The sequence below is a fragment of the Pseudacidovorax sp. RU35E genome (genome assembly GCF_900156165.1).
GTDB lineage: Bacteria > Pseudomonadota > Gammaproteobacteria > Burkholderiales > Burkholderiaceae_C > Xenophilus.
The window spans coordinates 111,791-136,003 of the sequence record NZ_FTMY01000015.1; the positions used below are offsets into that span (position 1 = coordinate 111,791).

Genomic DNA, 24,213 nt, shown 5'->3' on the forward strand with positions numbered 1-24,213 from the left:
CGACACCAGCGGCCCGGCAAAGCCGGTTCCGCGGTGTCCCCCGCCTGGATCGCGCCTCTTCCAACGTCGCAACCTGTTTTTAGTTTTCTTATGTCCGGTATTTCCCTTCGCAACGTCATCAAGCGCTACGGCAAGGGTGCCAAGGCCAATCAGGTCATTCATGGCGTGTCGGCCGACATCCGCGATGGCGAGTTCGTCGTCATCGTGGGGCCGTCGGGCTGCGGCAAGTCGACGCTGCTGCGCATGGTGGCGGGGCTCGAGGAGATCTCCGCCGGCGAGATCGCCATCGGTGGGCGGGTGGTCAACGACGTGGAGCCGGCCAAGCGGGACATCGCCATGGTGTTCCAGAACTACGCGCTCTACCCGCACATGACCAACTTCGACAACATGGCCTACGGATTGCGCATCCAGGGCGTGCCGAAGGACGAGATCAAGACGCGGGTGGACAAGGCGGCCAAGATCCTCGAACTGGGCCACCTGCTGGAGCGCAAGCCGCGCGAGCTGTCGGGCGGCCAGCGCCAGCGCGTGGCCATGGGCCGCGCCATCGTGCGCCAGCCGCAGGTCTTCCTGTTCGACGAGCCGCTGTCCAACCTGGACGCCAAGCTGCGCGCCCAGACCCGGCTGGAGATCCAGAAGCTGCACCGCGAGCTGGGCATCACCTCGCTCTTCGTCACGCACGACCAGGTCGAGGCCATGACGCTGGCCCAGCGCATCATCGTGATGAACGGCGGCGTGATGGACCAGTTCGCCACGCCCGAAGAGGTCTACCACCGGCCCGCCACCACCTTCGTGGCCAGCTTCATCGGCTCGCCGCCCATGAACCTGCTGAAGAACGCGCCGGGCGTGCCGGCCGGCAAGATCCTGGGCATCCGCCCCGAGCACATCGCCCAGCACGATTCGGGCTGGAGCGTGAATGTCGAGCAGGTCGAACTGCTGGGCGCCGAACGCCTGGTCTATGGCCGCATCGGCGACGAGCAGATCGTGATGCGCACCGACGCAGACAAGCCCGCCCCCAAGGTGGGCGACACGCTGCGGCTGGGCGCCAGCGAGGAGCGGCTGCACTGGTTCGATGCCGGATCCGGCAAGCGCCTGGAGGCTTGAGTGCCCCCCTGGCCCTATCCCCGCTGGATCGCCCATCGCGGCGCCGGCAGGCTCGCGCCCGAGAACACGCTGGCCGCCTTCCGGCTGGGCGCGGAACATGGCTACCGCATGTTCGAATGCGATGCCAAGCTCAGCCAGGACGGCGTGGTCTTCCTGATGCACGACGCCACGCTGGCCCGCACCACCGGCAGGTCCGGCATCGGCGGCGAGCAACCCTGGTCGACCCTGTCGCAGCTGGACGCGGGCGGCTGGCATTCGCGCCGCTATGCCGGCGAGCCGCTGCCCACGCTGGCCGCGTTGGCGCGCTTCTGCCTGGCCAACGGCCACCTGCTGAACATCGAGATCAAGCCCACGCCCGGGACCGATGCCGAGACCGGCGCCGCCGTCGCACGTGAGGCGGCGCGCCTGTGGGCCGGCGCTGCGGTGCAGCCGCTGCTCAGCTCCTTCCGCCCCGATGCCCTGGCCGCCGCGCGCGACGCCGAACCAGCGCTGCCGCGCGCGCTGCTGCTCGACTCCCTGCGCAGCGACTGGCTGGATCTCGCGCGCCAGCTCGGCTGCACGGCCATCGTCTGCAACCACGCGTTGTGGGACGCGAAGACCGTGGCCGATGCCCGCGCCGCCGGATTCCGGCAGCTGAGCTACACGGTGAACGACGACTGGGCGGCGCAGCGACTCATCGATCTGGGCACCGACGGCATCATCACGGACCGGATCGACCTGTTCTCGCCCGCGGGCTGAGTCGGCCGCCGCCCGCCGGTCGGCTGGCGCAGTGACAGCGCTGGCCGACAGTCCCCGTCGGGCCGCCTGCCTATGATCCAGCGGATGCGCCGGACTCCGCGTCTTCTCCTTCTCCTCGCCTTGTGGCTGGCCCTGTGGGCAGGCCTGCTGCCACTGACCGGCGTCCAGGCCCAGGCTCAGGCCCAAACGGCCGCCGCCGCTGCGGGCGCCGCAGGCCAGGCCGATGCGCCTGCCGACATCAACACGCTGCGTGCGCAGCTCACGGCGCTGCCCAAGTCGGCCGAGACCAGCGATGAAGCCCGCCTGCTGGTGCGCCAGGTCGACGCCATCGGCATCGCCGCGCAGAAACTCATCGACCTGCGCACCGGCCAGCTCAACGACCTGAACGCCCGCCTGGGCGAACTGGGCCCGGCACCCGCCGCCGGCACCACCGAAGACCCGGACGTCACACGGCAGCGGACCGCGCTCACGCGCGAGCGCAACGGCGTGGATGCCGACATCCGCCTGGCCCGGCTGGTGGTGGTCGATGCCCAGCAGCGCGCCACCGAACTGTTGAACAAGCGCCGCCAGGACTTCGAGGCCCGCCTGACCGAGCGCACGGCGTCACCGTTGTCGCCCGCCTTCTGGCGCGGCCTGGCCGATGCCTGGCCGGACGACCGCGACCGACTGCGGCCCCTGCTCACCGAGCTGCGCACTGCCGTGTCGGCCGCCCTGATGCCAGGGCAGCGCGGCGTGGTCCTCTCCGCCCTGTTGCTGGCGCTCCTGATCATCACCCTGGGCAACATGCTGGCCGAGCGTGCCCTGGTGGCGCTGGCGCAGCGCCTCCTGCCTGGAGGCCGGCTGCGGCGCTCGCTGCTCGTCATCGCCGTGGTCTTCGTCAACATGCTGCTGGTGGCGCTGGCGCTGCACGGCCTCAGAGGCCTCATGGAAGACCGGCAACTGCTGGGAGAGGCGGCGCGTGAGCTGGTCAAGGAGCTGATCGGCGTCGCGTTGTTCATGACCTTCGTGCTCAGCCTGGGCCGTGCCCTGCTGGCCAATGCGCGGCGCTCCTGGCGGCTGCCGCCCATCGCAGACACCATGGCGATGCGGCTGCGACCCTTTCCACTGCTGGTCGCCATCGTCGGTGCCCTGGTGTGGATTCCAGCGCAGGTGAATGCGCTCGTGGAGGCCAGTTATGCGGCCCTGCAGGCAACCCAGGCGGCCACCGCGGCGGCCTTGACCCTGCTGGTCGCCACGCTGATGTTCCGGCTGCGGCCTGCCGCCACCGGCGGCACGAGCGGCGGCGTGCAGGACGCGGCCACCGTTGTGGACACGACGGCGGGCAACGGCGGGACGCCGGCGCAGACCGTGCGGCCCGTGTGGGTCGGCCTGCTGCGGGGCCTGGTGGGCGTGGTCCTGCTGACCGTGGTGGGCCTGCTCGCCAGTGGCTACGTGGCGCTGGCCAGCCTGGTCGCCAGCCAGCTGATCTGGACCGGCATCGTGGGTTGTGCCTTCTACGTGCTGTTCAAGTTCGTGGACGACCTCTGCATGGCCCTGCTGGCAGCACGCAGCGCCACCGGGCAGCGGCTGGCGGCCAGCTTCGGCCTGCAGCCCACGCGGCTGGACCAGGCGGCCGTGCTGCTATCGGGCGTGCTGCGGCTGGCATTGTTCTTCTACCTGATCGTCACGCTGATGGCGCCGCTCGGCACGGGCCCCGAGGAGGTGGTGCAGCGCTCCGGCCAGCTCGGCAGCGGGCTGCAGGTGGGCGAGTTCCAGTTCGTGCCCGCGGCCCTGTTCAGCGCATTGGCCGTGCTGGTGGCGGGCTTCGTCGCGCTGCGGGTGCTGCGCGTGTGGCTGGACACGCGCTACTTCCCCGCCTCGGGCCTGGAGCCCGGCATGCGCAGCTCGCTGACCACACTGCTGGGTTACGCAGGCGGCGTGCTGGTGGTCGCGATGGCGCTGTCGGCGCTGGGCATCGGCATCAACCGCATCGCCTGGATCGCCAGCGCGCTGTCGGTGGGCATCGGCTTCGGTCTGCAGGCCATCGTGCAGAACTTCATCTCGGGCCTGATCCTGCTGGCCGAGCGGCCGGTGAAGGTGGGCGACTGGGTGGTGCTGGGCACCACCGAGGGCGACGTGCGGCGCATCAACGTGCGCGCCACCGAGATCCAGCTGGCCGATCGCTCCACGGTGATCGTGCCCAACTCGGAATTCATCACCAAGACCGTGCGCAACATGACGCTGGCCAATGCCGAAGGTCGAGTCCTGATCCGCCTGCCGATGCCGCTGGCCAGCGATGCGCGCCATGTGCGCGATCTGATGCTGGCGGCCTGCGCAGCGCACCCGTCCATCCTGCCCACGCCCGCGCCCTCGGTGTCGCTGGAGGGCATCGAGAACGGCATGCTGATCTTCCAGGCGATCGCCTATGTCAACAGCCCGCGCGTGGCCGGCGGGGTGAAGAGCGACCTGCTCTTCACCATGCTGGAAGACTTCAAGCAGGCGGGGCTGCCGCTGGTGACGCCCGTGGTCACGGCCACCCCGCCAGCGCCCGCACCGCTGGCCTGACGCGAGGCTGCGCTCGGGCGGGCTGCACGCTCACTCCGGCCGATAGTTCATCATCCGTATCGTTTCGCCAAAGCGCTGCCAGTCCGACTTGACCAGCTGCGCGAATTCGCCCGGCGCCGCACCGCCGGGCGTGAACCCCACGTTGAGGTAGAGGTCGCGCATCTGCGGCGCGGCGATGGCCCGGCCGATCTCCTGCTGCAGGGTGGTGACCGCGTCGGCGGGCGTTCCGCGGGGCGCAAAGACGCCGATCCAGCCGTCCATCTCCACGCTCGGATGGCCCAGCTCGCGGATGGTCGGCACCCCCGGGAAAGCCGGCAGGCGGTTGGGGCCCAGGTAGGCCATGGCCTTCAGGCGCCCGCTCTTGATCAGCTGCCCCACCGACCCGGCCGCGGGCCCCCAGCCGAGCGCGACCTGCCCGCCCGCCAGGTCGCGCACCTGGTCGCCCGAGGCCTTGTAGTGCACGGCCACCATGTCCACGCCCAGGGCCTTGGCCAGCAGCTCGCCACCAAAGTGCGAGATGGTGCCGGGGCTGTAGGTGCCATAGCTCACGCTGCCCTTGGGCTGGGCCTGCAGCCACTTGGCCAGGCCCGCGAAGTCGTTGGCGGGCATGGCCGGCCCGGTCAGCAGCAGCAGGCTGCCGCGGCCCATGTCCGTCACCGGCACCAGGTCGGTGAGCGGGTTGTAGGGCCAGCTCGGATAGGCCTGCGGATTGATGACCACGCCGGCCTGCACGGTGACGAGCAGCGTGTTGCCGTCCGGCGGACTGGTGGCCACCACCTGCCCGCCGATGCGGCCCTGGGCGCCGGCGCGGTTCTCCACCAGGACCGGGCGGCCCAGGCTCTGGCCCAGGCGGTCGGCCAGGGGCCGCAGCAATGCGTCCATGCCGCCGCCGGGCTGGTCGGTGGTGACGATGCGCAGGGGCGTCTGTGCCCGCGCCGGCAAGGGCGCGAGGGCAGGCAGGGCCGCCAGGCCGGCGGCAAGCAGTTCTCGGCGTTGCATGGTTGTCTCCTGTCGTTGTGTCGTTCTAGGGGCGATGCGATCGGCTACTGCCGGGCCATCTCCACCAGCGCCAGCAGTTCGGGATCGAGGCGCTGCAGCGGATCGAGCTGGTACTCGACGCGGAACAGCCGCGCGCCCTGCAAGACGAACGGCGACTCGTAGTGGGACACCGGGCTGCCCCGGTCCAGTCCGATGTCCAGGCCCGAGAAGGACACCTGGCTGTTGAAGCCCAGCATGCGCGTGTCCAGCCGGCCCACCGGCTCGCCGTCCATCAGCAGCGTCACGGTGCGGGTCGAAGGCATGATGGTCAGGCCGATCACCGGCAGACGCACGCGCACCCAGGGTCCGAGCCGCATCTGAAGGCCCAGCACGTGGTGGCCTGGCGCGAAGGGCCGCTCCGAGACGATGAGGTGATGGCGCCCGCCGACGTTCATGTCGTGCACCAGGTGGCCGTTCTTGAGGTACAGGCTGTAGCCGCAGGTGGCGTCGCCATGCGCGACCAGCACGCCCTTGGCATCGGCGCGGTCGATGCGCACGTAGGCCTCGATGCGGTAGTCGCGGCTGCGCACATCGGGTGCCACGTCGTTGGGCAGGTGGCCCATGCCGGCATGCAACACGAAGTGCGTGCGCGGGCCGTGCACGCGCCGGCCGTTCTCGGCGAAGCGCGGCGCGAAGCGATCGTCCAGCGGCAGCACCTGGTTGGCTTCGGCCTCGCGCCACCACAGGGCCTTCAACGCTTCGAGGCGCTCGGGATGCACCGCCGCCAGGTCGCGCGTCTCCGAGAAGTCCTCGTCCAGGTGGTAGAGCTCCCACACGTCGGCCTCGAAGGGCGTGTTGACGGCATGCCAGGCCACGGCCTTCCAGCCTTCGTGCCACAGGCCCCGGTGGCCGAACATCTCGAAGTACTGCGGGCCGCGTCGCCAGGCGGCGGCGGTATCGCGCAGGCAGGCGGCGAAGCTCTGGCCGGTCATGGGCTGCGCGGCCACGCCCTCCACCTGCGTGGGCGGCGCCAGCTTCAGCAGGTCGAGCACCGTGGGCGCGAGGTCGCTGACGTGGCAGAAGCCCTTCCACAGCGCGCAGTCGCCGGCGATGCCGCGCGGCCAGGAAACCACCAACGGATCGCGGATGCCGCCGCCATGCGTGTTCTGCTTGTAGCGCTTGAGCGGCGTATTGGCCGTCATCGCCCAGCCGTAGGGAAAGTTGCTGTGCGTGTCGGGCCCGCCGATGTCGTCGATGCGCGCGAGCTTGGTCTGCAGCGTCTCCTGCAGCAGGTTGAAGGGGCCCATCGCATTGACCATGCCGAGCGGGCCGCCTTCCTGGCTGGCGCCGTTGTCGGAGAGCACGAGGATCAGCGTGTCCTCGCGCAGGCCCGCTTCCTCCAGGAAGGCGACCAGCCGCGCCAGGTGCTGGTCGGCATGGTCGAGCATCGCGGCATAGGCCGCCTGCAGACGGGTGAACAGGCGCTGCTGATCGGGCGGCAGCGTGTCCCAGGCCTCGACGCCAGGGTTGCGCTCGGGCAGTTGCGTGCCGGGCGGCACCACGCCCATCGCGATCTGCCGCGCCAGGCGGCGGGCGCGCTCCTCGTCCCAGCCGTGGGCGAAGCGGGCGTCGTAGTGCGCGATGAGTTCGGCCGGCGCCTGGTGCGGCGCGTGGCAGGCGCCCAGCGCCAGGAAGGTGAACCAGGGCTGGCGCGGCCGGTCGGCCTGGTGGTCCGCGATCATGCGGATGGCCTGCGTGACCAGGTCTTCGGTCAGGTGGTAGCCGCTCTCGAAGGTGCCGGGCGCGGCGATGAGCGTGTTGTCCTGGACCAGCTCCGGGCTGTACTGGTCGGTCTCGGCATCGAGGAAGCCATAGAAGCGGTCGAAGCCGCGGCGCAGCGGCCAGCCGTCGTAGGGGCCCCCGGGGCCGGTCTCGCTGACCGGCGTGACATGCCACTTGCCGACCATGTAGTTGTTGTAGCCGTGCGGACGCAGCATCTCGGCCAGCGTCGGCGCATCGCGCGCGATCTTGCCGCGGTAGCCCGGGTAGCCCGAGTCGAAGTTGGCCAGGCAGCCCATGCCCACCGCATGGTGGTTGCGGCCGGTGAGCAGCGAGGCCCGCGTGGTCGAGCACATGGCCGTGGTGTGGAAGCCGGTGCAGCGCACGCCCTGCCGCGCCAGCGCGTCGATGGCGGGCGTGGCGATGTCCGAGCCGTAGCAGCCGAAGTCGGAGAAGCCGACGTCGTCGAACAGCACCACCAGCACATTGGGCGTGCCGGGCGCAGGAAGGGCGGGCTCCGGCCACCAGGGGCGCGACTCGGCCAGGGTGCGGCCGGCATGGCCCTGGTAGGCGGGGGCTTCGGGCGGTTGGGCTGCGGGCATGGCGGGCTCCTGGGTTTCGGTGCTGGGGGCGGAAGGCGGGATGCGGCGAGCGCGTGTGACTTGCGCCTGCGTGCGACCTACGCGGCGGCGAGGGCGGCGGTCTCCGCCGCAGGCGTCGGGGCGGGCGTCGCAGCCGGCGTGGACCGGCCCCGGATCAGGTCGGCCGCCTTCTCCGCCAGCATGTAGGTCGGCGCATTGGTGTTGCCGCCGATCAGCCGGGGCATGACCGAGGCATCGACGACGCGCAGGCCGTCCAGGCCGCGCACGCGCAGTTGGGGGTCGGTGACGGCCTGCGCGTCCTGCCCCATGCGGCAGGTGCCGACGGGGTGGTAGATGGTGTCGGCCGTGGCGCGGATGTAGGCCTCCACGCCCATGCGGTCTGACGGGTCCGGTTCGGCGCGGCCGGGGATGCCGCGCACGTCGGCGAAGGCCGGCGCCGCCAGGATGCGGCGGCAGATGCGGTAGGCCTCGACCATGGCCGCCATGTCCTGCGGATCGGACAGGAAGGCCGGGTCGATGCGCGGCGCCGCATGCGGGTCGGCACTGTGCAGGCCCACGGTGCCGCGCGAGGCCGGCCGCAGCACGCAGGCATGCAGGCCGTAGCCATGGCCGGGCATCTGGCGGCGGCCATGGTCCTGCACCTGGGCGCGCGAGAAGTGCAGGCCGATGTCGGGCCGCGCCAGCCCGGACCGGCTGCACAGGAAGGCGCCGGATTCGTTGAAGTTGGTGGAGAAGCAGCCCTCGCGCTGGCTGCGCCAGCGGCCCCAGTGCTGGAACAGCGAGACCAGCCCACGCGGCGTGCGGCCGAAGAGCTCCAGGTCGAACCAGCGCCGCGAGAGCACGCAGTCCAGGTGGTCCTGCAGGTTGCGGCCCACGCCCGGCAGCGCATGGCGCACGGCGATACCCAGCGACTGCAGTTCATCGACCGGGCCGATGCCCGAGAGCATCAGCAGCTGCGGACTGCCGAAGGCTCCCGCACACAGCAGCGTCTCGGCGCGCGCCATCAGGCTGCGGCGCTGGCCGTCGACCGACACGTCCACGCCGGTCACCCGCCGCCCTTCCATGCGCAGGCCGAGCGCGTGGGCGCCGGTGATCACGCGCAGGTTCGGCCGGCTACGTGCGGGCGCCAGGTAGGCCCGCTGCGCATTCCAGCGTTCGCCGCCGTTCTGCGTGACCTGGAACCAGCCCACGCCCTCCTGCCGCTCGCCGTTGAAGTCGGGGTTGATGGCGTAGCCGCATTGCGCGCCGGCATCCAGGAAGCGCTGGTTGAAGGCGGCGGGCGAGCGGATGTCGGAGACCTTGAGCGGCCCGTCGGTCGCATGCAGCGCGGAAGCCGGCAGCGACGTGTTGCCCTCGCTGCGCAGGAAGTACGGCAGCACCTCCTGCCAGCTCCAGCCGGTGCAGCCCAACGCCGCCCACTCGTCGTAGTCGGCGGGATGGCCGCGCACGTAGATCATGGCGTTGATCGACGAGCTGCCGCCCAGCACCTTGCCGCGCGGCTGGTAGCCGCAGCGGCCGCCCAGGCCCGGCTGCGGCTCGGTCTCGAAGGCCCAGTTCATGCGCCGCGTGGGCACGGTGCCGATCAGGCCCATGGGCACGGTCACCCAGCCGCTGGCGTCGCTGCCGCCGGCTTCGAGCAGCGCGACGGTGACGCGCGGGTCCTCGCTCAGCCGGCCCGCCAGCGTGCAGCCGGCGGTGCCGCCGCCGACGATGACGTAGTCGAAGTGCTCTTCCGGGTTGTTGTTCTTGGGCATGGCGCGTCTCCTGAACGCTGGAAGGAATCGGAGCCTGGGCGCGGGGTCGGTCGCCACCCGCTGTGCGCGGCGACCTCCCGCGCAGCCGTCGGTCAGTCAGTCGGGCCAGCGGGCCGCGTCGACCACCGGGAAGCTGCCGCTGAAGTTGTCGAGCAGGCCGAAGAAGCGCGGCAGCAGGCTGGCATCACCGCGCAGTTGAGCCTCGCCGGCGCCTACCAGCTCCGGCAGCGTCTGCTGGCGCGCCAGCAGGGCATTGAGGGCACGGCGCGGCAGCGTCAGGTGCACGTCGCAGGGCGCCTCGGCCGAGGGCACGCGGATCGGGCTCAGCGCGCCGTTGGACAGCTCCAGCCGCCAGTGCTCGCCGCTGTCGACCAGATGCAGGCCCACCACGCAGGCCAGCTCGCCGGCGCGCGGTGCGTTCAGGCGCACGGCCAACGCGTCGAAGAGCAGGCCGTTGCCCAGCGCCGCCAGCATGGCGCTGCCGCCGGGCACGGCCGGCGCGGCGGGCGGGCCCTCGCGGTATTCGCGCGCGCCCAGCAGGAAGGCATTGCGCCAGGTGGCGGATTCGGCGGCGAAGCCCATCTGCTCCAGCGCCTCGGCGGCCAGCGCGCGGGCGCCGGCATGGTCCGGGTGCGCATAGACGGCATGTTTCATCACCTCGGCCACCCAGCGGTAGTCGCCACGATCCAGGTCTTCGCGCGCCCGCTCGACCAGCGCGTCGATGCCGCCCATGTAGCGCACATAGCGTTCGGCGGCCGCCACCGGCGGATGCGCATGCAGGTTGGCCGGATGGGCGTCGTACCAGGACAGGTAGTGCTGGTAGATGGCCTTCACGTTGTGCGAGACGGTGCCGTAGAAGCCGCGCGCATGCCAGCGCCGCGCCAGCGGGCCCGGCATGGTCAGCCCCTCGGCGATCTCGGCCGACTTGAGGCCGTGACTCATCAGCCGCACGGTCTGGTCGTGCAGCCAGCGGTACAGATCGCGCTGCTCGCGCAGGAAGCCCTGCACCCGGTCCTGGCCCCAGGTGGGCCAGTGGTGCTGGGCCAGGGCAACGTCGCTGCGGTCGCCCCAGCGCTGCAAGGCCTGGTGCAGGTACTTGGACCAGGCGAGCGAATCGCGCACCTTGGCGCCGCGCAGCGGGCAGAGGTTGTGCAGCGTGCGCGTGGCGTTCTCGGCCAGGTTGAGGGCGCGCTCGCCAGGAAAGTAGAAGTGCATCTCGGCCGGCGCTTCGGTGTCGGGCGCCAGCTGGAACTCGATGGCCACGCCGTCGATGGTGTGGGCCTCGACGTCCTGCACGATCTCCCAGGTGGGCGCGATCAGCGAGGGCCGGCCGCGCGGCAGGCTCTTGCCCAGACCGGCATCCACCTGGCCGTCGGCGCCCACCGGCAGCGTGTGGCCGAACTGGAACTGCGCCCGCCGCGCCATGGCGACGCCGCCGATCACGTTCTCGGCCACCGCGTGGTGCATGAAGCCCACCGGCGCGATCACCTGCACACGGCCGGCATCCACGTCCTTCTGCGAGACGAGGCCGGCGACGCCGCCGAAATGGTCGCTGTGGCTGTGGCTGTAGATCACCGTGTGCAGCGGCCGTCGGCCCTCGGGGTCGCACAGGCGGCGGTACAGGCGCAGCGCGGCGGCGGCGGTCTCGGGCACGGTGAGTGCGTCGAGGGCGATCAGGCCCTCGTCGCCCTCGATGAAGGTGATGTTGGCCAGGTCGTAGCCCCGCACCTGGAAGATCCGCGGCGTGACCTGGAAGAGGCCGTGGATGCGGTTGAGCCGCGCCTGGCGCCAGAGGGCCGGGTTGACGGTGGGCGCGGGCGTCTCGTCGTCGAGGAAGGCGTAGGGGCGCAGGCTCCAGACGGACGCGCCGGAGACGCCGGCCACCTCGGCCTCGTCGTCGCTGCCGAGAAAGCCACGCCGGGCGTCGTCGAAGTCCTCGCCGTCCTCCGGCGGCGCACCGGCCGCGGCCAGGCGCTGGAGGTCGAGGGTGGGGCCGTAGGCGGTCTTCATGGCTGGGTATCCGGGTGGGCGGGCACGATGCCCAGGTAGGCGCCGAGCGCCTCGGCGGTCTGCGTGACCACGGCGGCTTCGTCCAGGCGGACGGGCCCCGGGTCGGTGAGCACGGCGCTGACCAGCAGCCCGTGCAGCATCTGGTGGGCGAAGCCCAGGCGCGCGGCGGCGGCCTCGCCCTGCCATTGCGGCCAGCGCGCCATGGCCGCCACCAGCCGTCCGCGCGTGACCAGCCGCAGCTGCGCCAGCGGATGCGCCGTGTTGGCATCGCGCGGCTGCTGCTGGGTCTGCCCCAGCGCCGCGGCATAGAGCCCGCGGTGCAGCCGGAAGGAATGGACCATCAGCCCGACCCAGGCCTGGAGGAACTGGGCCGGCGTCTCGCCCTCGCGCTCCGGCGCGGCGTGGAAGGCGTCGAGCCGCTGTTGCAGCACCTCTGCCAGCAACTGCTGCAGCACGGCGAAGTAGGCCTCCTTGTTGTGGAAGCGTGTGTAGAAGGTGCCGACCGAGCACCCGATGGCCTGGGCGATGTCGCTGACCGTCACCTCGGACCAGCGGCGCGTCGCAGTCAACTGCAGCCCGGCTTCGATCAGCGCCTGCTGCCGCTCCTGGCCGCGCGGACGCTTGGGCGCGACGGCATGTTGCGCCGGCAGCGTGCCGGCGGCTTTCTGGACAAGTTCTTCCTGCATCAACTCAACATGAACATGAATTCATATTCATGTTATGAGTTGGACGAGGCCCCGAAAAGCTCGGGCTTACCCGCAGGAAATTGAGCGAAACGGGATCAGCGCCCGCCGCGCAGGAGCGCCCACTGGACAGTCCCGGCGACCACCACGAGTGCGGCGTAGGTGGCCATGCGCCCATCGTGGTCCGTCAGCATCAGTCCACCGAGCAGCGTCGCGGCGCCAGCGCCCGTGGTGAGGGCCACCTGCTTCCACAGCGGCACGCGCAGCGAGCGTGCGCGTTGCAGCACGCGCAAACCCAGGGCCAGCAACGCCGCCACGACCACGGCAGGCGCCACGAAATTGAGCAGGTGATCGAGAAACTGGAGGGGAGACATGCGCCGCGATGCGTCCGGCAATGACTGCGATAGGAGGGTTTGCTGCAGTGCAGGGCGCCGAGGAGGGGCGCAAATTTTATAATGCGCGGTTATGGCAGTCTGGGCACTCGGCTTGAACCACACGACCGCGCCGCTCGACCTGCGCGGCCGCTTCGCGTTTGCCGTCGACCAGATCGCGCCCACCCTGCAGAGTCTGCGCAGCGCCGTGGGCCTGCGCGGCCATCCGCCGGTGGAGGCCGCCATCCTCTCCACCTGCAACCGCACCGAGATCTACTGCGCTGCCGACCGGCCTGCACTGGAGCACACGGTCGACTGGCTGGCCGGCAGCGGCGGCGTCTCGCCGGCCCTGCTTCGCTCCCACACCTACACGCTCACCGACGGCCAGGCCGCGCGCCATGCCTTCCGGGTGGCCAGCGGCCTCGACTCCATGGTGCTCGGCGAGGCCCAGATCCTGGGCCAGATGAAGGACGCCATCCGCGCCGCCGAGACGGCCGGCGCGCTGGGCACCACGCTCAACCAGCTGTTCCAGCGCTCCTTCGCCGTCGCCAAGGAAGTGCGCACCTCCACCGAGATCGGCGCCCATTCCATCAGCATGGCCGCCGCCGCCGTGCGCCTGGCCGGCCAGCTCTTCGAGGACCTGCGTGAGACCCGGGTGCTCTTCGTCGGCGCCGGCGAAATGATCGACCTGGCCGCCACGCATTTCGCCGCGCGCCAACCCGCCAGCATCGTCATCGCCAACCGCACGCTCGAGCGCGGCGAGAAGCTCGCCAGCCGCCTGGGCGGCGAGGCCATGCGCCTGGCCGACCTGCCCGGCCGCCTGGCCGAGTTCGACATCGTGGTCAGCTGCACCGCCAGCACCCTGCCGCTGATCGGCCTGGGTGCCGTGGAGCGAGCGCTCAAGGTGCGCAAGCACCGGCCCATGTTCATGGTCGATCTGGCGGTGCCGCGCGACATCGAGCCCGAGGTCAAGGCGCTGGAAGATGTCTACCTCTACACCGTGGACGACCTCGCCCACGTGGTGCGCCAGGGCGAGGCCAGCCGCCAGGCCGCCGTCGCCCAGGCCGAGGCCATCATCGACGCCGGGGTGCAGAACTTCCTGCACTGGATGGACCAGCGCAGCAGCGTGCCGCTGATCCAGCAGCTGCAGGCCCAGGCCGATGCCTGGCGCGCAGCCGAGCTGGCCCGCGCCCGCCGGCAGCTCGCCCGGGGCGACGACGTCGAGGCGGTGTTGGAGGCCCTGTCGCGCGGCCTCACGCAGAAGATGCTGCACGGCGCCCTGGCCGAACTGCACGCCGGCGACGCCACCCACCGCGAGCAGACCGCGCAGACGGTGAGCCGGCTCTTCCTGCGCAACGGCGACCCGCGCCGAGACAACTAGCGACGCTCGCTCCCTGCAGCCTCCTCTGCACCGGGGCTGTTCCCTTCCGCCGCGCAACCGCCTTGCGCCGCCCTGGCCGCACGGCCCCGTTCCCCCTTCCGCTTCGCCCGTGAAAGACTTCCTCCGCCACCAACTCGAACGCTTCGCCCAGCGCCTGGAAGAGCTGGACTTCCTGCTCTCCCGCGAGGACATCATGGCCGACATGGCGCAGTACCGCGCCATCTCGCGCGAGCACGCCGAGGTCACGGCCATCGCGGGCCGCTGGGCGCGTTACCGCCAGCGCGAGGCCGACCTGGCCAGCGCCCGCGACATGCTTCAGGATCCCGACATGGCCGAGATGGCGCAGGAGGAGATCGCCGCCGCCACGGCCGAGCTGCAGCAGCTGGCCGACGAACTCCAGCGCCTGCTGCTGCCCAAGGACCCGGACGACGCCCGCAACGCCTTCCTCGAAATCCGCGCCGGCACCGGCGGCGACGAGTCGGCCCTGTTCGTCGGCGATCTGGCGCGCATGTACACCCGCCATGCCGCCAGCCAGGGCTGGAAGCTGGAGATCATGAGCGCCAGCGAAAGCGAGATCGGCGGCTACAAGGAAGTGGTGCTGCGCGTCGAGGCCGACGGCGCCTACGGCCGGCTGCGCTTCGAATCCGGCGGCCACCGCGTGCAGCGCGTGCCCGCCACCGAAACCCAGGGCCGCATCCACACCAGTGCCTGCACGGTGGCCGTGATGCCCGAGCCGGACGAGACGCAGGCCATCACCCTCAACCCGGCCGACCTGCGCATCGACACCTTCCGCGCCAGCGGCGCCGGCGGCCAGCACATCAACAAGACCGACTCCGCCGTGCGCGTGGTGCACCTGCCCACCGGCCTGGTCGCCGAATGCCAGGACGGCCGCAGCCAGCACAGCAACAAGGCCAAGGCGCTGCAGGTGCTGCAGGCCCGGCTGCAGGAGAAGGAGCGCAGCGAGCGCGCCGCCAAGGAGGCCGCCCTGCGCAAAGGCCTGATCGGCAGCGGCGACCGCAGCGACCGCATCCGCACGTACAACTTCCCGCAGGGGCGGCTCACCGACCATCGCATCAACCTCACGCTCTACAAGCTGGGCGCGGTGATGGAAGGCGACCTGGGCGAGGTGCTCGATGCGCTGCAGGCCGCGCGCGAGGCCGAACAGTTGGCGGAGCTGGAGGCAAGCCAGGCATGAGCGGGCGTCCGGCTGTTTTGGATGGCTCTCGCGCCCCAGGCGACGCCCCTTCCGATTCCTCATTCTTCGCGGACGCTGCGCCGTCCAGCATCGCCGCCGCACTCCAGGCTGGCCTGCGCGCTGGCCTGGACCGGCTCGATGCCCAACTGCTGCTGCTGTTCGCCCTCGGCCGCGCGCCGCACGACCGAGCCTGGCTGCTGACGCACGACAGCGACGCGCTCGGCGCCGAAGACTGGCCACGCATCGCCGCCCTCTTCCAGCGGCGCCTGGCCGGCGAGCCCGCCGCCTACCTGCTCGGCGAGAAGGAATTCCACGGCCTCGACCTGCGGGTCGACGCCCGCGTGCTGGTGCCGCGACCGGACACCGAGACGCTGGTCGACTGGGCCCTGGCCTGCCTGCAGGGCCGCAGCGCGCCGCGCGTGCTGGACCTGGGCACTGGCAGCGGCGCCATCGCCCTGGCCGTGCAGCGCGCCCGGCACGACGCGCGGGTCGAGGCGGTCGACGCCAGCGTCGATGCCCTGGCGGTGGCGGCAACGAATGCCCAGCGTCTGGGCCTGCCTGTCGCCTTCCGCCAGGCCTCCTGGCTCGAAGGCGCGCCCCGGGCCGCCTACGACCTGATCGTCAGCAACCCGCCCTACATCGCCGAAGGCGACCCGCACCTGCCCGGCTTGCGCCACGAGCCCCGCGCCGCCCTGGTCGCCGGCACCGACGGCCTGGACGACCTGCGGCAGATCGTGCGCGACGCGCCCGTCCACCTGGCCGCGGGCGGCTGGCTGCTGCTCGAACATGGCCACGACCAGGCCGCCGCCGTCCGACAGTTGCTCGCCGACGCGGGCTTCGCCGACATCCAGCATCGCCACGACCTGTCCGGCATTGCCCGGTGCACCGGCGGAACCTGGGCCCCGGTGAAATAATCCACTTCCTTACCACCCCACCACCCACAGGAAACCCCATGAGCGACGTTCAGCAACGCATCGACGGCATCGTGAAGTCGAGTGATGTCGTGCTCTTCATGAAGGGCAACGCGAGCTTTCCCATGTGCGGCTTCTCCGGCCGCGCCGTCCAGATCCTGAAGGCCTGCGGCCTCGACACCAAGGCGCTGACCACGGTCAACGTGCTGGACGACGCCGAGATCCGCCAGGGCATCAAGGAATACAGCAACTGGCCCACCATCCCCCAGCTCTACGTCAAGGGCGAGTTCGTGGGCGGCTCGGACATCATGATGGAGATGTACGAGTCGGGCGAACTGCAGCAGATGCTGACCCAGGCCGCCTGAGGGCAGCCCTTCTTGCCTCCCTGACGGGCGCCTCCGCGCCCCGATCGGCCCGCCTTGCGCGGGCCGTTTTTCATGGTGCGCGCCCCGCCCTTCGGACGCGGCCTCCCCTCCTGTAGTCGCCAAGCAACATCGCCTGTCGGCCCCTGGGGCCCGCGTGCAAGCGGCGCGGGCACGTCTTATGCTGTATCGCACCAGGTGTTGTTGATGTTCGATACGGAGGTGTTCCCGATGGATTCCCGCAGTCTCGTTCCCACCAGCGCAGGCTTCCAGCTGCCCGTGGCGCAACTGCGCAGCGTCTACGAGACGCACGAGGTCGAGCGCCGGCTCGCCAAGCTGCCCGAGCGCGATCACGAGACCTTGCGCAGCACCTACACCCGCATGCTCGAGCGCGGCCCGGAGCGATTCCAGGTCAAGCCCAGCGGCGTGCCCGACATGGCCGCGCTCTACGAGCAGCTCCCCAATTTCACCGACGCATTGGACGACGTGCGCCGCCATGTCGCCCTGGCCCAGGACAGCCGCGACGGCCTCGAAGTGACGCCCATGCTGCTGCTGGGCCCGCCCGGCATCGGCAAGACCCATTTCGCGCGCAAGCTGGCCGAGCTGCTGGGCACCGGCATGCAGCTGGTGCCGATGAGTTCGATGACGGCCGGCTGGCTGCTCTCCGGCGCCTCCTCGCAATGGAAGGGCGCCAAGCCCGGCAAGGTGTTCGAGGCGCTGGTGGACGGCCAGTACGCCAACCCGGTGATCGTGGTGGACGAGATCGACAAGGCCAGTGCCGACGCGCAGTACGACCCGCTCGGTGCGCTCTACGGCCTGCTGGAGCACGACACCGCGCACCACTTCGTCGACGAATTCGCCGAGGTGGCCATCGACGCCAGCCAGGTCATCTGGATCACCACCGCCAACGACGAGCGCAGCGTGCCCGAGCCCATCCTCAACCGGATGAACGTGTTCGAGATCGAGGCGCCCTCGGCCGAGCAGGCACGGCGCATCGCGCGCAACCTGTACCTGTCGATCCGCGCCGAGCACGACTGGGGCCGGCACCTGGCGGCCGAGCCGGCCGACGACGTGCTCGACGTCCTGGCCAGCCTCGCTCCGCGCGAGATGCGCCGCGCGCTGATGACCGGCTTCGGCAATGCCCGCCTGGCCCGCCGCGAGCAGATGCAGGTGGACGACCTGCCGCGCAGCGCCGCCGGCCAGCGTCCGCGCATGGGCTTCGTGCAGTAGCCTCGACCCGGTCCCGCTGCCGGGCAAGGGGCCGGGAACCATCGGCGCGGCGCCAGCAGGGCGCTATCCTCCGGCCGGCGCCACTTCCTGCCTGCCGATGACCCTGACCCAAAGCCTGCTCCTGATCGCGCTGCTGATTGCCGTCAGCGCCTTCTTCTCCGTCGCCGAGATCTCGCTCGCCGCCGCCCGTCGGCTGCGCCTGCGCCAGCTGGCCGACGACGGAGACGCGCGCGCGCAGGAGGTCATCGCGCTGCAGGAGCAGCCGGGTCATTACTTCACCGTGGTGCAGATCGGCCTGAACGCCATCGCCATTCTGGGTGGCGTGGTCGGCGAAGGGGCGCTGACGCCCTACTTCGCCCGCCTGTTCGAGCTGGCACTGGACGGGGAAAACGCCCAGCGCGCCGCCTTCACGGCCTCCTTCATCACCATCATCGCGGCCTTCCTGGTCTTCGCCGACCTGTTCCCCAAGCGGCTGGGCATGAGCGAGCCGGAGCGCATGGCCATGCGCATCGCGCGCCCCATGCGCTGGCTGATCAGGCTGCTGGGGCCGCTCACCTGGCTGTTCACCCGCATGACGGATGGCCTGTTCAAGCTGCTGGGCCTGCCGATGGTGCGCGAGGACAAGATCACCCTCGCCGACATCCTGGCCATGTCCGAGGCCGGCACCCGCGCCGGGGTGCTGGCGGCGCAAGAGCACCAGGTGATCGCCAACGTGTTCGAGCTGGACGTGCGCATGGTCAACAGCGTGATGACGCCGCGTGAGCGCATCGCCTGGCTGCACCACGACGATCCCGAGTCGGTGCTGCGCGCGCGCATCGTGGCCGAGCCCTATTCCGCCTACCCCGTCTGCGAGGGCGACATCGACCATGTGCTGGGCTATGTCGACGCCAAGGACATGTTCCAGCGCGTGCTGGGCGGCCAGCCCCTGTCCTTCGACCAGGGCCTGCCGATCCACAAGGCGCTGGTCATTCCCGACCGGCTGACGCTGACCGAAGTGCTGGAGCAGTTCCGCTCCGCCCACGAGGATTTCGCCATCGTGGTCAACGAATACAGCCTGGTCGTGGGCGTCATCACGCTCAACGACGTGATGAGCACGGTCATGGGCGACTTGGTGCCGGCCTCGACCGACGAGCAGCAGATCGTGCAGCGCGACGAGCATTCCTGGCTGATCGACGGCGTCACGCCCATCCAGGACGTGCAGCGCGCCCTGGGCATCGACGAGATGCCGCACGAGGACGAGTACGAGACGCTGGCCGGCTTCCTGATGGTGATGCTGCGCCGCGTGCCACGCCGCACCGACAGCGTGAGCTGGGCCGGCTTCACCTTCGAGGTGATGGATGTGGACAGCCACCGCATCGACCAAGTGATGGTCACGCGCGGCGGCCCCGCGGCGGCGCGGCCCGAAGGAGCGGCGCGCAGTTGAGGGAAAGTGCGCGCAGGCGGCGGGCGGGGCCTGGGCGGCGTCAGCTCTGGGTGCCGCCCGGCCGGGTCAGATCGAAAGCCCAGTTGCGCTGATTGGCGAACACGGCCTGCGGGTAGGGCGCGCGGCCGCGGCTGCCGTTGTAGCGGCCCAGCGCCATGAACAGGTCGCCCCGCTCCTGGTTGAGGTAGTGCCGCAGGATCACGCAGCCGAAGCGCAGATTGGTCTGTGGCCTGAACAGCTTGGCGGCATCGCCATCGCCGATCAGGCGCGCCCAGAAGGGCATCACCTGCATGTAACCGCGCGCGCCAGCGCTCGAGATGGCATGACGGCGGAAGTTGCTTTCGACCTGGATCAGGCCCAGGACCAAACTCACGTCCAGCCCGGCACGGCGGCTTTCGTACCAGATGGTCTGGAGCAGCTCCTTGCGCGTCTGGAAGTCCGGCACCTTTCGCTGAAGGCGGTCGCCCATGGCACCCAGCCACCGCAGGTATTGCAGGCGCCCCGCAAAGTCGTCGAACTCCGGCACCGGCGGAGCGTTGTTCAGGATGGCCGAACTGAGCGTGGTCCGCACGGCGTCGGCCAGCGGCTCCTCGATCTGGGCGCCGGCATGCGCGATGGTCGGCAGACACAGCGGGCCGACGAGTCCAGCCCAGGAGGCCACACCGACTGCGCGACCTAGAAAGCTGCGGCGCCGCGGCTGTGTCGCAGGTGTCGGCGCGGCCACATCGCCAGGCACAGCTGCGGCCGCAACCGCAGCAAGGCCGAGCGGCCCGCCGGCCTGCACGTCGGCGGAGGCCGGATGCCGGGTCACACTGCCAGACGGCCCTTCAGGAAGGCCGCCGCCTCGGCCGCCGGCACCTTGGTGGCCGCCGTGTCGCGGCGATGCTGGTACTCGAACTGCCTTTCCTTCAGGCCGCGGTCGGAGATGACCAGCCGGTGCGGCACGCCGATGAGCTCCCAGTCGGCGAACATGGCGCCGGGGCGCTCGTTGCGGTCGTCGAGCAGCACGTCCACCCCGTCGGCGAGCAGTTGCTCATACATTGCCTCTGCCGCCGCCTTGACCTCGGCGCTGCGGTCCATGCCAATCGGGCACAGCACCACGGTGAAAGGCGCCAGCGCGTCGGGCCAGATGATCCCGCGCTCGTCGTGGTTCTGCTCGATGGCAGCAGCGGGCAGGCGGGTGATGCCGATGCCGTAGCAGCCCATCTCCAGCGGACGCGGCTTGCCGTCTTCTTCCAGGAAGGTGGCGTTCATGGCCTGGCTGTACTTGGTGCCCAGGTAGAAGACGTGGCCCACCTCGATGCCGCGCTCGATGGCCAACACGCCCTTGCCGTCGGGCGACGGGTCGCCCGCGACGACATTGCGCAGGTCGGCCACCAGATCGGGCTCGGGCAGGTCGCGGCCCCAGTTGACGCCGGTGATGTGGAAGTCGGGCTCGTTGGCGCCGCAGATCCAGTCGGCCATCAGTGCCACCTCGCGGTCGGCCACGACCTTGACTGGCCGCTTCATCTGGAGCGGGCCCAGGTAGCCGGGCTTGCAGCCGAAGTGGGCCTCGATCTCGCCCACGGTGGCGAATCGGAAGCCGGCCAGGCCAGGCAGCTTGCCGACCTTGACTTCGTTCATGTCGTGGTCGCCGCGCAGCAGCAGGAGCCAGACCTGGGTGGCCTTGATCGCGCCCTTGTCGTCGAGCAAGTCGGTGGCCAGCACCAGTGACTTCACGGTGGTCGAGAGCGGAACGCCGAGCAGCGCCGCCACGTCCTCGCAGGTGGACTTGCCGGGCGTCGGCGTCTTGGTCATCTGCTGCATCGCCGCGCCGCGCGGGCCGGCGGGCGCCAGCGCCTCCGCCTTCTCCATGTTGGCGGCGTAGTCGCTGTCCGGGCAGTAGACGATGGCGTCCTCGCCCGTGGCGGCGATGACCTGGAATTCCTCGCTCAGGTCGCCACCGATGGCACCGCTGTCCGCCGCCACGGCGCGGTAGCGCAGGCCGAAGCGGTCGAAGATGCGGCGGTAGGCCTGGGCCATCACCTGGTAGCTCGCTTTGGCCGCATCGGGGCTGCGGTCGAAGCTGTAGGCGTCCTTCATGATGAATTCGCGCCCACGCATCAGGCCGAAGCGCGGACGGCGCTCGTCGCGGAACTTGGTCTGGATCTGGTAGAAGTTCTTGGGCAGCTGCTTGTAGCTGCGGATCTCCTGCCGCGCAATGTCCGTCACCACCTCTTCGCTGGTGGGCTGGATAACGAAATCGCGCTCGTGCCGGTCCTTGATGCGCAGCAGCTCGGGGCCCATCTTGTCGAAGCGGCCCGTCTCCTGCCAGAGCTCGGCGGGCTGCACCACCGGCATGGTCATCTCGATGGCGCCGGCGCGGTTCATCTCCTCGCGCACGATGGCCTCCACCTTGCGGATCACGCGCAGACCCATGGGCATGTACGTGTAGATACCCGCGCCGAGCTTCTTGATCATGCCGGCACGGGTCATGAGCCGGTGGCTGGCCACTTCGGCGTCGGCCGGGGCCTCCTTGAGTGTGGACACCAGGAAACGGGATGCTTTCATCGACTGCAGGGCAAGAAGCTGGAGGAAGGAAGGCGGCGTGCCGCACGCGGCGCGGGGCCGGGAACTGGGCTGGCCGGCGTCAAGCCCCGGCCAGCATCGATCTATGCATAATCGAACCAGTTCAAAAATTGGGGTTTGATTATGCTTGACCGGGACGGCTTCAGGCCCAACGTCGGCATCATCCTGCTCAACCAGAAAAACCAGGTGTTCTGGGGCAAGCGCATCCGCACCCACTCCTGGCAGTTTCCTCAAGGCGGGATTGATCGGGGCGAGACACCCGAGCAGGCCATGTACCGCGAGCTCCACGAAGAGGTCGGCCTGATGCCCGACCACGTGCGCATCGTGGCCCGCACCCGCGACTGGTTGCGCTACGAGGTGCCCGACCGCTACATCCGCCGCGACGCCCGCGGCCATTACAAAGGCCAGAAGCAGATCTGGTATCTGCTGCAACTTGTAGGGCACGACTGGGATCTGAACCTGCGTGCCACCGACCATCCCGAGTTCGACGCCTGGCGTTGGCACGACTACTGGGTTCCGCTGGACGTGGTGGTCGAGTTCAAGCGCGGCGTCTACGAGATGGCGCTGACCGAACTGGCCCGCTTCCTGCCGCGGCCCGACATGCGCAACCGCTTCCTGCGCGGCAGCATGCGTGGCCGAGAGGTCGATCATCGTGATCGGCCTCCGCATGCGCCTCTTGCTGCGGCGCCCACTTTCGAACTGCCGCCGGGGGCGTCCTTCGACCCCGACCCCAACAGCGCCACCGACCATGCCCCGCACCCCGACAGTCCGACGCCTGCAAGCCCTTAGCCTCGCTCGACGCCTCCTGGCGGTTCTGACGCACAGGCAGATGCTCGTTGCCACGGCCGCGCTGGTGGCGGGCGTCGCCCACGCACAGCTGTTCGAGAACCCCGACTGGCAAGAGTCGGCGGTACCGCCACCGCCGAGCTATGACCTCCGGCGCGCGCTGGAGATCGAAATGCCGGCCTACATGACGCTGAAGTTCGGCGTCGACCCCCAGACCATTGCGATCACGCCGGACGGCGTCGTGCGGTACGTGGTGCTAGGTTGGCGCGAAGGTGGCAGCGCCGTCAATGCCTTCTACGAGGGCGTGCGCTGTGCGACGGCGGAATACAAGACCTACGCACGCTCGGCCGACGGCACGTGGCGCATGGCCGACAACCCCGACTGGAAGCGCTTGGATGAGCGCAACTCGATCTACACGTCGGAACTGGCGCGACAGGCCCTGTGCCGCGGACGCGCGCCGCGCGCGAGCGTGTCGGACATGGTGCGCGAACTCAAGCGACCGGAAGTCCTCTCGTATTGAGCGCTGCGCCGGAAGGCACCGTGGCGCTTGCTGAACCGAAGCGAAGACGGGCCATGCCCCCTTGCTGGTTCTGCGGGACAAAGGGCGCCCCGAGATCGCCCGACTACATCAGCACGAGGTTGTCGCGGTGGATCATCTCGGGCTCGGCCGAATAACCCAGCAGCCCCTCGATGTCCGCGGACGAGCGGCGGCACAGCAGCCTCGCTTCCGCTGCGGCGTAGTTGGCCAGGCCCCGGGCCAGTTCGACGCCGGACACATCCCGCACGGCAATGACATCGCCCCGCGAAAAGTCGCCTTCGACGGCCGTCATGCCGATGGGCAGCAGGCTCTTGCCCTCGCCCCGCACCTTGCGGGCCGCGCCTTCGTCGACGACGACGGCACCGCGCAGTTGCAGGTGGTCGGCCATCCAACGCTTGCGGGCCTGATGCTTGGCGGTGTCGGCCACCAGCAAGGTGCCGATGGCCTCGCCGCGCGCCAGCCGCATCAACGCGTCGGGCTCGCGTCCCCAGGCGATGACCGTCGAGGCGCCTGATCCGGCGGCACGCTTTGCCGCGAGGATCTTGGTCAGCATGCCGCCGCGGCCGATGCTGGATCCTGCCCCGCCGGCCATCAGCTCCAGCGCGGGATCGCCGGCCTGGGCCTCGTGCACGAAGGTCGCGTCGGGGTTCTTGCGCGGATCGGCGGTGTAAAGGCCCTTCTGGTCGGTCAGGATGACCAGCGCATCCGCATCCACCAGATTGGCCACCAGCGCACCCAGCGTGTCGTTGTCGCCGAACTTGATCTCGTCGTTGACGACAGTGTCGTTCTCGTTGATCACGGGTAACACACCCAGACCGAGCAAGGTCAGCAGGGTCGAGCGGGCATTGAGGTAGCGCTCGCGGTCCGCCAGATCGGCGTGCGTCAGCAGCACCTGAGCGCTGCGCAGGCCGTTCTCGCGCAGCTTGTTCTCATACATGTGGGCCAAGCCCATCTGACCCACGGCCGCGGCGGCCTGCAGTTCATGAACCTCCTTGGGGCGGACGGTCCAGCCCAGGCGCTTCATGCCCTCGGCGATCGCTCCGCTCGACACCATGACCAGTTCGCGGCCATCGCGCACCAGCGCGCCGAGCTGGCGCGACCATTCGCCGATGGCCTGCTCGTCCAGCCCCCGCCCCTCGTTCGTGACGAGGCTGGAGCCGACCTTCACCACGAGACGGCGCGCATCGCGCAGGACGGAGGACGAGAAGTTGCGGGTCATGGAACGGAGTCGTGCGGCGCCGGGCGCCGTGGAGAGTGCG

20 protein-coding genes are annotated in these 24,213 nt (G+C 70.2%); 11 read left to right on the forward strand and 9 right to left on the reverse strand.

Features of this window, described 5'->3' with window-relative positions; genetic code table 11:
* Positions 1-90: 90 nt before the first annotated feature.
* The 3 genes from BXA03_RS22995 to BXA03_RS23005 all read left to right on the forward strand — a co-directional run bounded on the left by BXA03_RS22995 (position 91) and on the right by BXA03_RS23005 (position 4,383).
* Complete coding sequence (locus BXA03_RS22995; protein WP_076511509.1) at positions 91-1,101, forward strand: sn-glycerol-3-phosphate import ATP-binding protein UgpC; 1,011 nt, start codon at positions 91-93, stop codon at positions 1,099-1,101.
* The gene (ugpQ, locus tag BXA03_RS23000; RefSeq protein WP_076511510.1) at positions 1,102-1,839 is read left to right on the forward strand and encodes a glycerophosphodiester phosphodiesterase; all 738 of its coding nucleotides are present in this window, start codon (positions 1,102-1,104) and stop codon (positions 1,837-1,839) included.
* 72 nt (positions 1,840-1,911) lie between these two features.
* Positions 1,912-4,383, forward strand: coding sequence for a DUF3772 domain-containing protein (locus tag BXA03_RS23005; protein WP_076511511.1), 2,472 nt, complete (start codon positions 1,912-1,914; stop codon positions 4,381-4,383).
* 30 nt (positions 4,384-4,413) lie between these two features.
* Here BXA03_RS23005 and BXA03_RS23010 read toward each other — a convergent pair whose 3' ends face one another.
* The 6 genes from BXA03_RS23010 to BXA03_RS23035 all read right to left on the reverse strand — a co-directional run bounded on the left by BXA03_RS23010 (position 4,414) and on the right by BXA03_RS23035 (position 12,563).
* Complete coding sequence (locus tag BXA03_RS23010) at positions 4,414-5,382, reverse strand: Bug family tripartite tricarboxylate transporter substrate binding protein (RefSeq protein ID WP_076511512.1); 969 nt, start codon at positions 5,380-5,382, stop codon at positions 4,414-4,416.
* A 44-nt stretch (positions 5,383-5,426) separates the two neighbouring features.
* On the reverse strand, positions 5,427-7,742 hold the full coding sequence (locus BXA03_RS23015; protein ID WP_076511513.1) for an arylsulfatase: 2,316 nt from the start codon (positions 7,740-7,742) through the stop codon (positions 5,427-5,429).
* Between the two features lie 77 nt (positions 7,743-7,819).
* Positions 7,820-9,496 (reverse strand): GMC family oxidoreductase, encoded by a 1,677-nt coding sequence (locus BXA03_RS23020; RefSeq protein WP_076511514.1) that lies wholly within the window; start codon positions 9,494-9,496, stop codon positions 7,820-7,822.
* A 96-nt stretch (positions 9,497-9,592) separates the two neighbouring features.
* Positions 9,593-11,506, reverse strand: coding sequence for an alkyl/aryl-sulfatase (locus tag BXA03_RS23025; protein WP_076511515.1), 1,914 nt, complete (start codon positions 11,504-11,506; stop codon positions 9,593-9,595).
* A complete protein-coding gene (locus BXA03_RS23030) occupies positions 11,503-12,192 on the reverse strand; it encodes a TetR/AcrR family transcriptional regulator (RefSeq protein ID WP_076511516.1) in 690 nt (229 codons plus the stop codon). Before BXA03_RS23030 ends, BXA03_RS23025 begins: the two co-directional genes overlap by 4 nt.
* A 95-nt stretch (positions 12,193-12,287) precedes the next feature.
* A complete protein-coding gene (locus BXA03_RS23035) occupies positions 12,288-12,563 on the reverse strand; it encodes a hypothetical protein (protein ID WP_076511517.1) in 276 nt (91 codons plus the stop codon).
* Between the two features lie 91 nt (positions 12,564-12,654).
* Between BXA03_RS23035 and hemA the strand changes: the two genes are divergently transcribed.
* The 6 genes from hemA to BXA03_RS23065 all read left to right on the forward strand — a co-directional run bounded on the left by hemA (position 12,655) and on the right by BXA03_RS23065 (position 19,062).
* Positions 12,655-13,941: a glutamyl-tRNA reductase gene (gene hemA, locus BXA03_RS23040; protein WP_076511518.1), complete on the forward strand. Its 1,287-nt coding sequence runs from the start codon at positions 12,655-12,657 to the stop codon at positions 13,939-13,941.
* A 109-nt stretch (positions 13,942-14,050) separates the two neighbouring features.
* Entirely contained in the window at positions 14,051-15,136 is a 1,086-nt protein-coding gene (prfA, locus tag BXA03_RS23045; protein ID WP_076511519.1) for a peptide chain release factor 1, read from the forward strand.
* The gene (gene prmC / locus BXA03_RS23050; RefSeq protein ID WP_083716308.1) at positions 15,133-16,050 is read left to right on the forward strand and encodes a peptide chain release factor N(5)-glutamine methyltransferase; all 918 of its coding nucleotides are present in this window, start codon (positions 15,133-15,135) and stop codon (positions 16,048-16,050) included. The genes prfA and prmC overlap by 4 nt, the downstream gene beginning before the upstream one ends.
* A 38-nt stretch (positions 16,051-16,088) precedes the next feature.
* Positions 16,089-16,412 (forward strand): Grx4 family monothiol glutaredoxin, encoded by a 324-nt coding sequence (gene grxD / locus BXA03_RS23055; RefSeq protein ID WP_076511520.1) that lies wholly within the window; start codon positions 16,089-16,091, stop codon positions 16,410-16,412.
* Positions 16,413-16,640: 228 nt separating this feature from the next.
* Positions 16,641-17,639 (forward strand): AAA family ATPase, encoded by a 999-nt coding sequence (locus BXA03_RS23060; protein ID WP_076511521.1) that lies wholly within the window; start codon positions 16,641-16,643, stop codon positions 17,637-17,639.
* Positions 17,640-17,736: 97 nt separating this feature from the next.
* Positions 17,737-19,062 carry a polyamine export protein PaeA gene (locus BXA03_RS23065; RefSeq protein WP_076511522.1) on the forward strand — a complete coding sequence of 442 codons (1,326 nt, stop codon included), beginning with the start codon at positions 17,737-17,739 and terminating at the stop codon, positions 19,060-19,062.
* 40 nt (positions 19,063-19,102) lie between these two features.
* Here BXA03_RS23065 and BXA03_RS23070 read toward each other — a convergent pair whose 3' ends face one another.
* Positions 19,103-19,786, reverse strand: a complete 684-nt coding sequence (locus BXA03_RS23070) for a lytic transglycosylase domain-containing protein (RefSeq protein WP_076511558.1) — start codon at positions 19,784-19,786, stop codon at positions 19,103-19,105.
* Between the two features lie 83 nt (positions 19,787-19,869).
* Complete coding sequence (locus BXA03_RS23075) at positions 19,870-21,612, reverse strand: proline--tRNA ligase (RefSeq protein WP_076511523.1); 1,743 nt, start codon at positions 21,610-21,612, stop codon at positions 19,870-19,872.
* 141 nt (positions 21,613-21,753) lie between these two features.
* Here BXA03_RS23075 and BXA03_RS23080 point away from each other — a divergent pair, with 141 nt between their 5' ends.
* Positions 21,754-22,419, forward strand: coding sequence for an RNA pyrophosphohydrolase (locus BXA03_RS23080; protein WP_076511524.1), 666 nt, complete (start codon positions 21,754-21,756; stop codon positions 22,417-22,419).
* A gap of 40 nt (positions 22,420-22,459) precedes the next feature.
* Positions 22,460-22,936, forward strand: a complete 477-nt coding sequence (locus tag BXA03_RS23085; protein WP_076511525.1) for a CNP1-like family protein — start codon at positions 22,460-22,462, stop codon at positions 22,934-22,936.
* 103 nt (positions 22,937-23,039) lie between these two features.
* Here BXA03_RS23085 and proB read toward each other — a convergent pair whose 3' ends face one another.
* Entirely contained in the window at positions 23,040-24,173 is a 1,134-nt protein-coding gene (gene proB / locus BXA03_RS23090; RefSeq protein WP_076511526.1) for a glutamate 5-kinase, read from the reverse strand.
* Positions 24,174-24,213 lie beyond the last annotated feature (40 nt).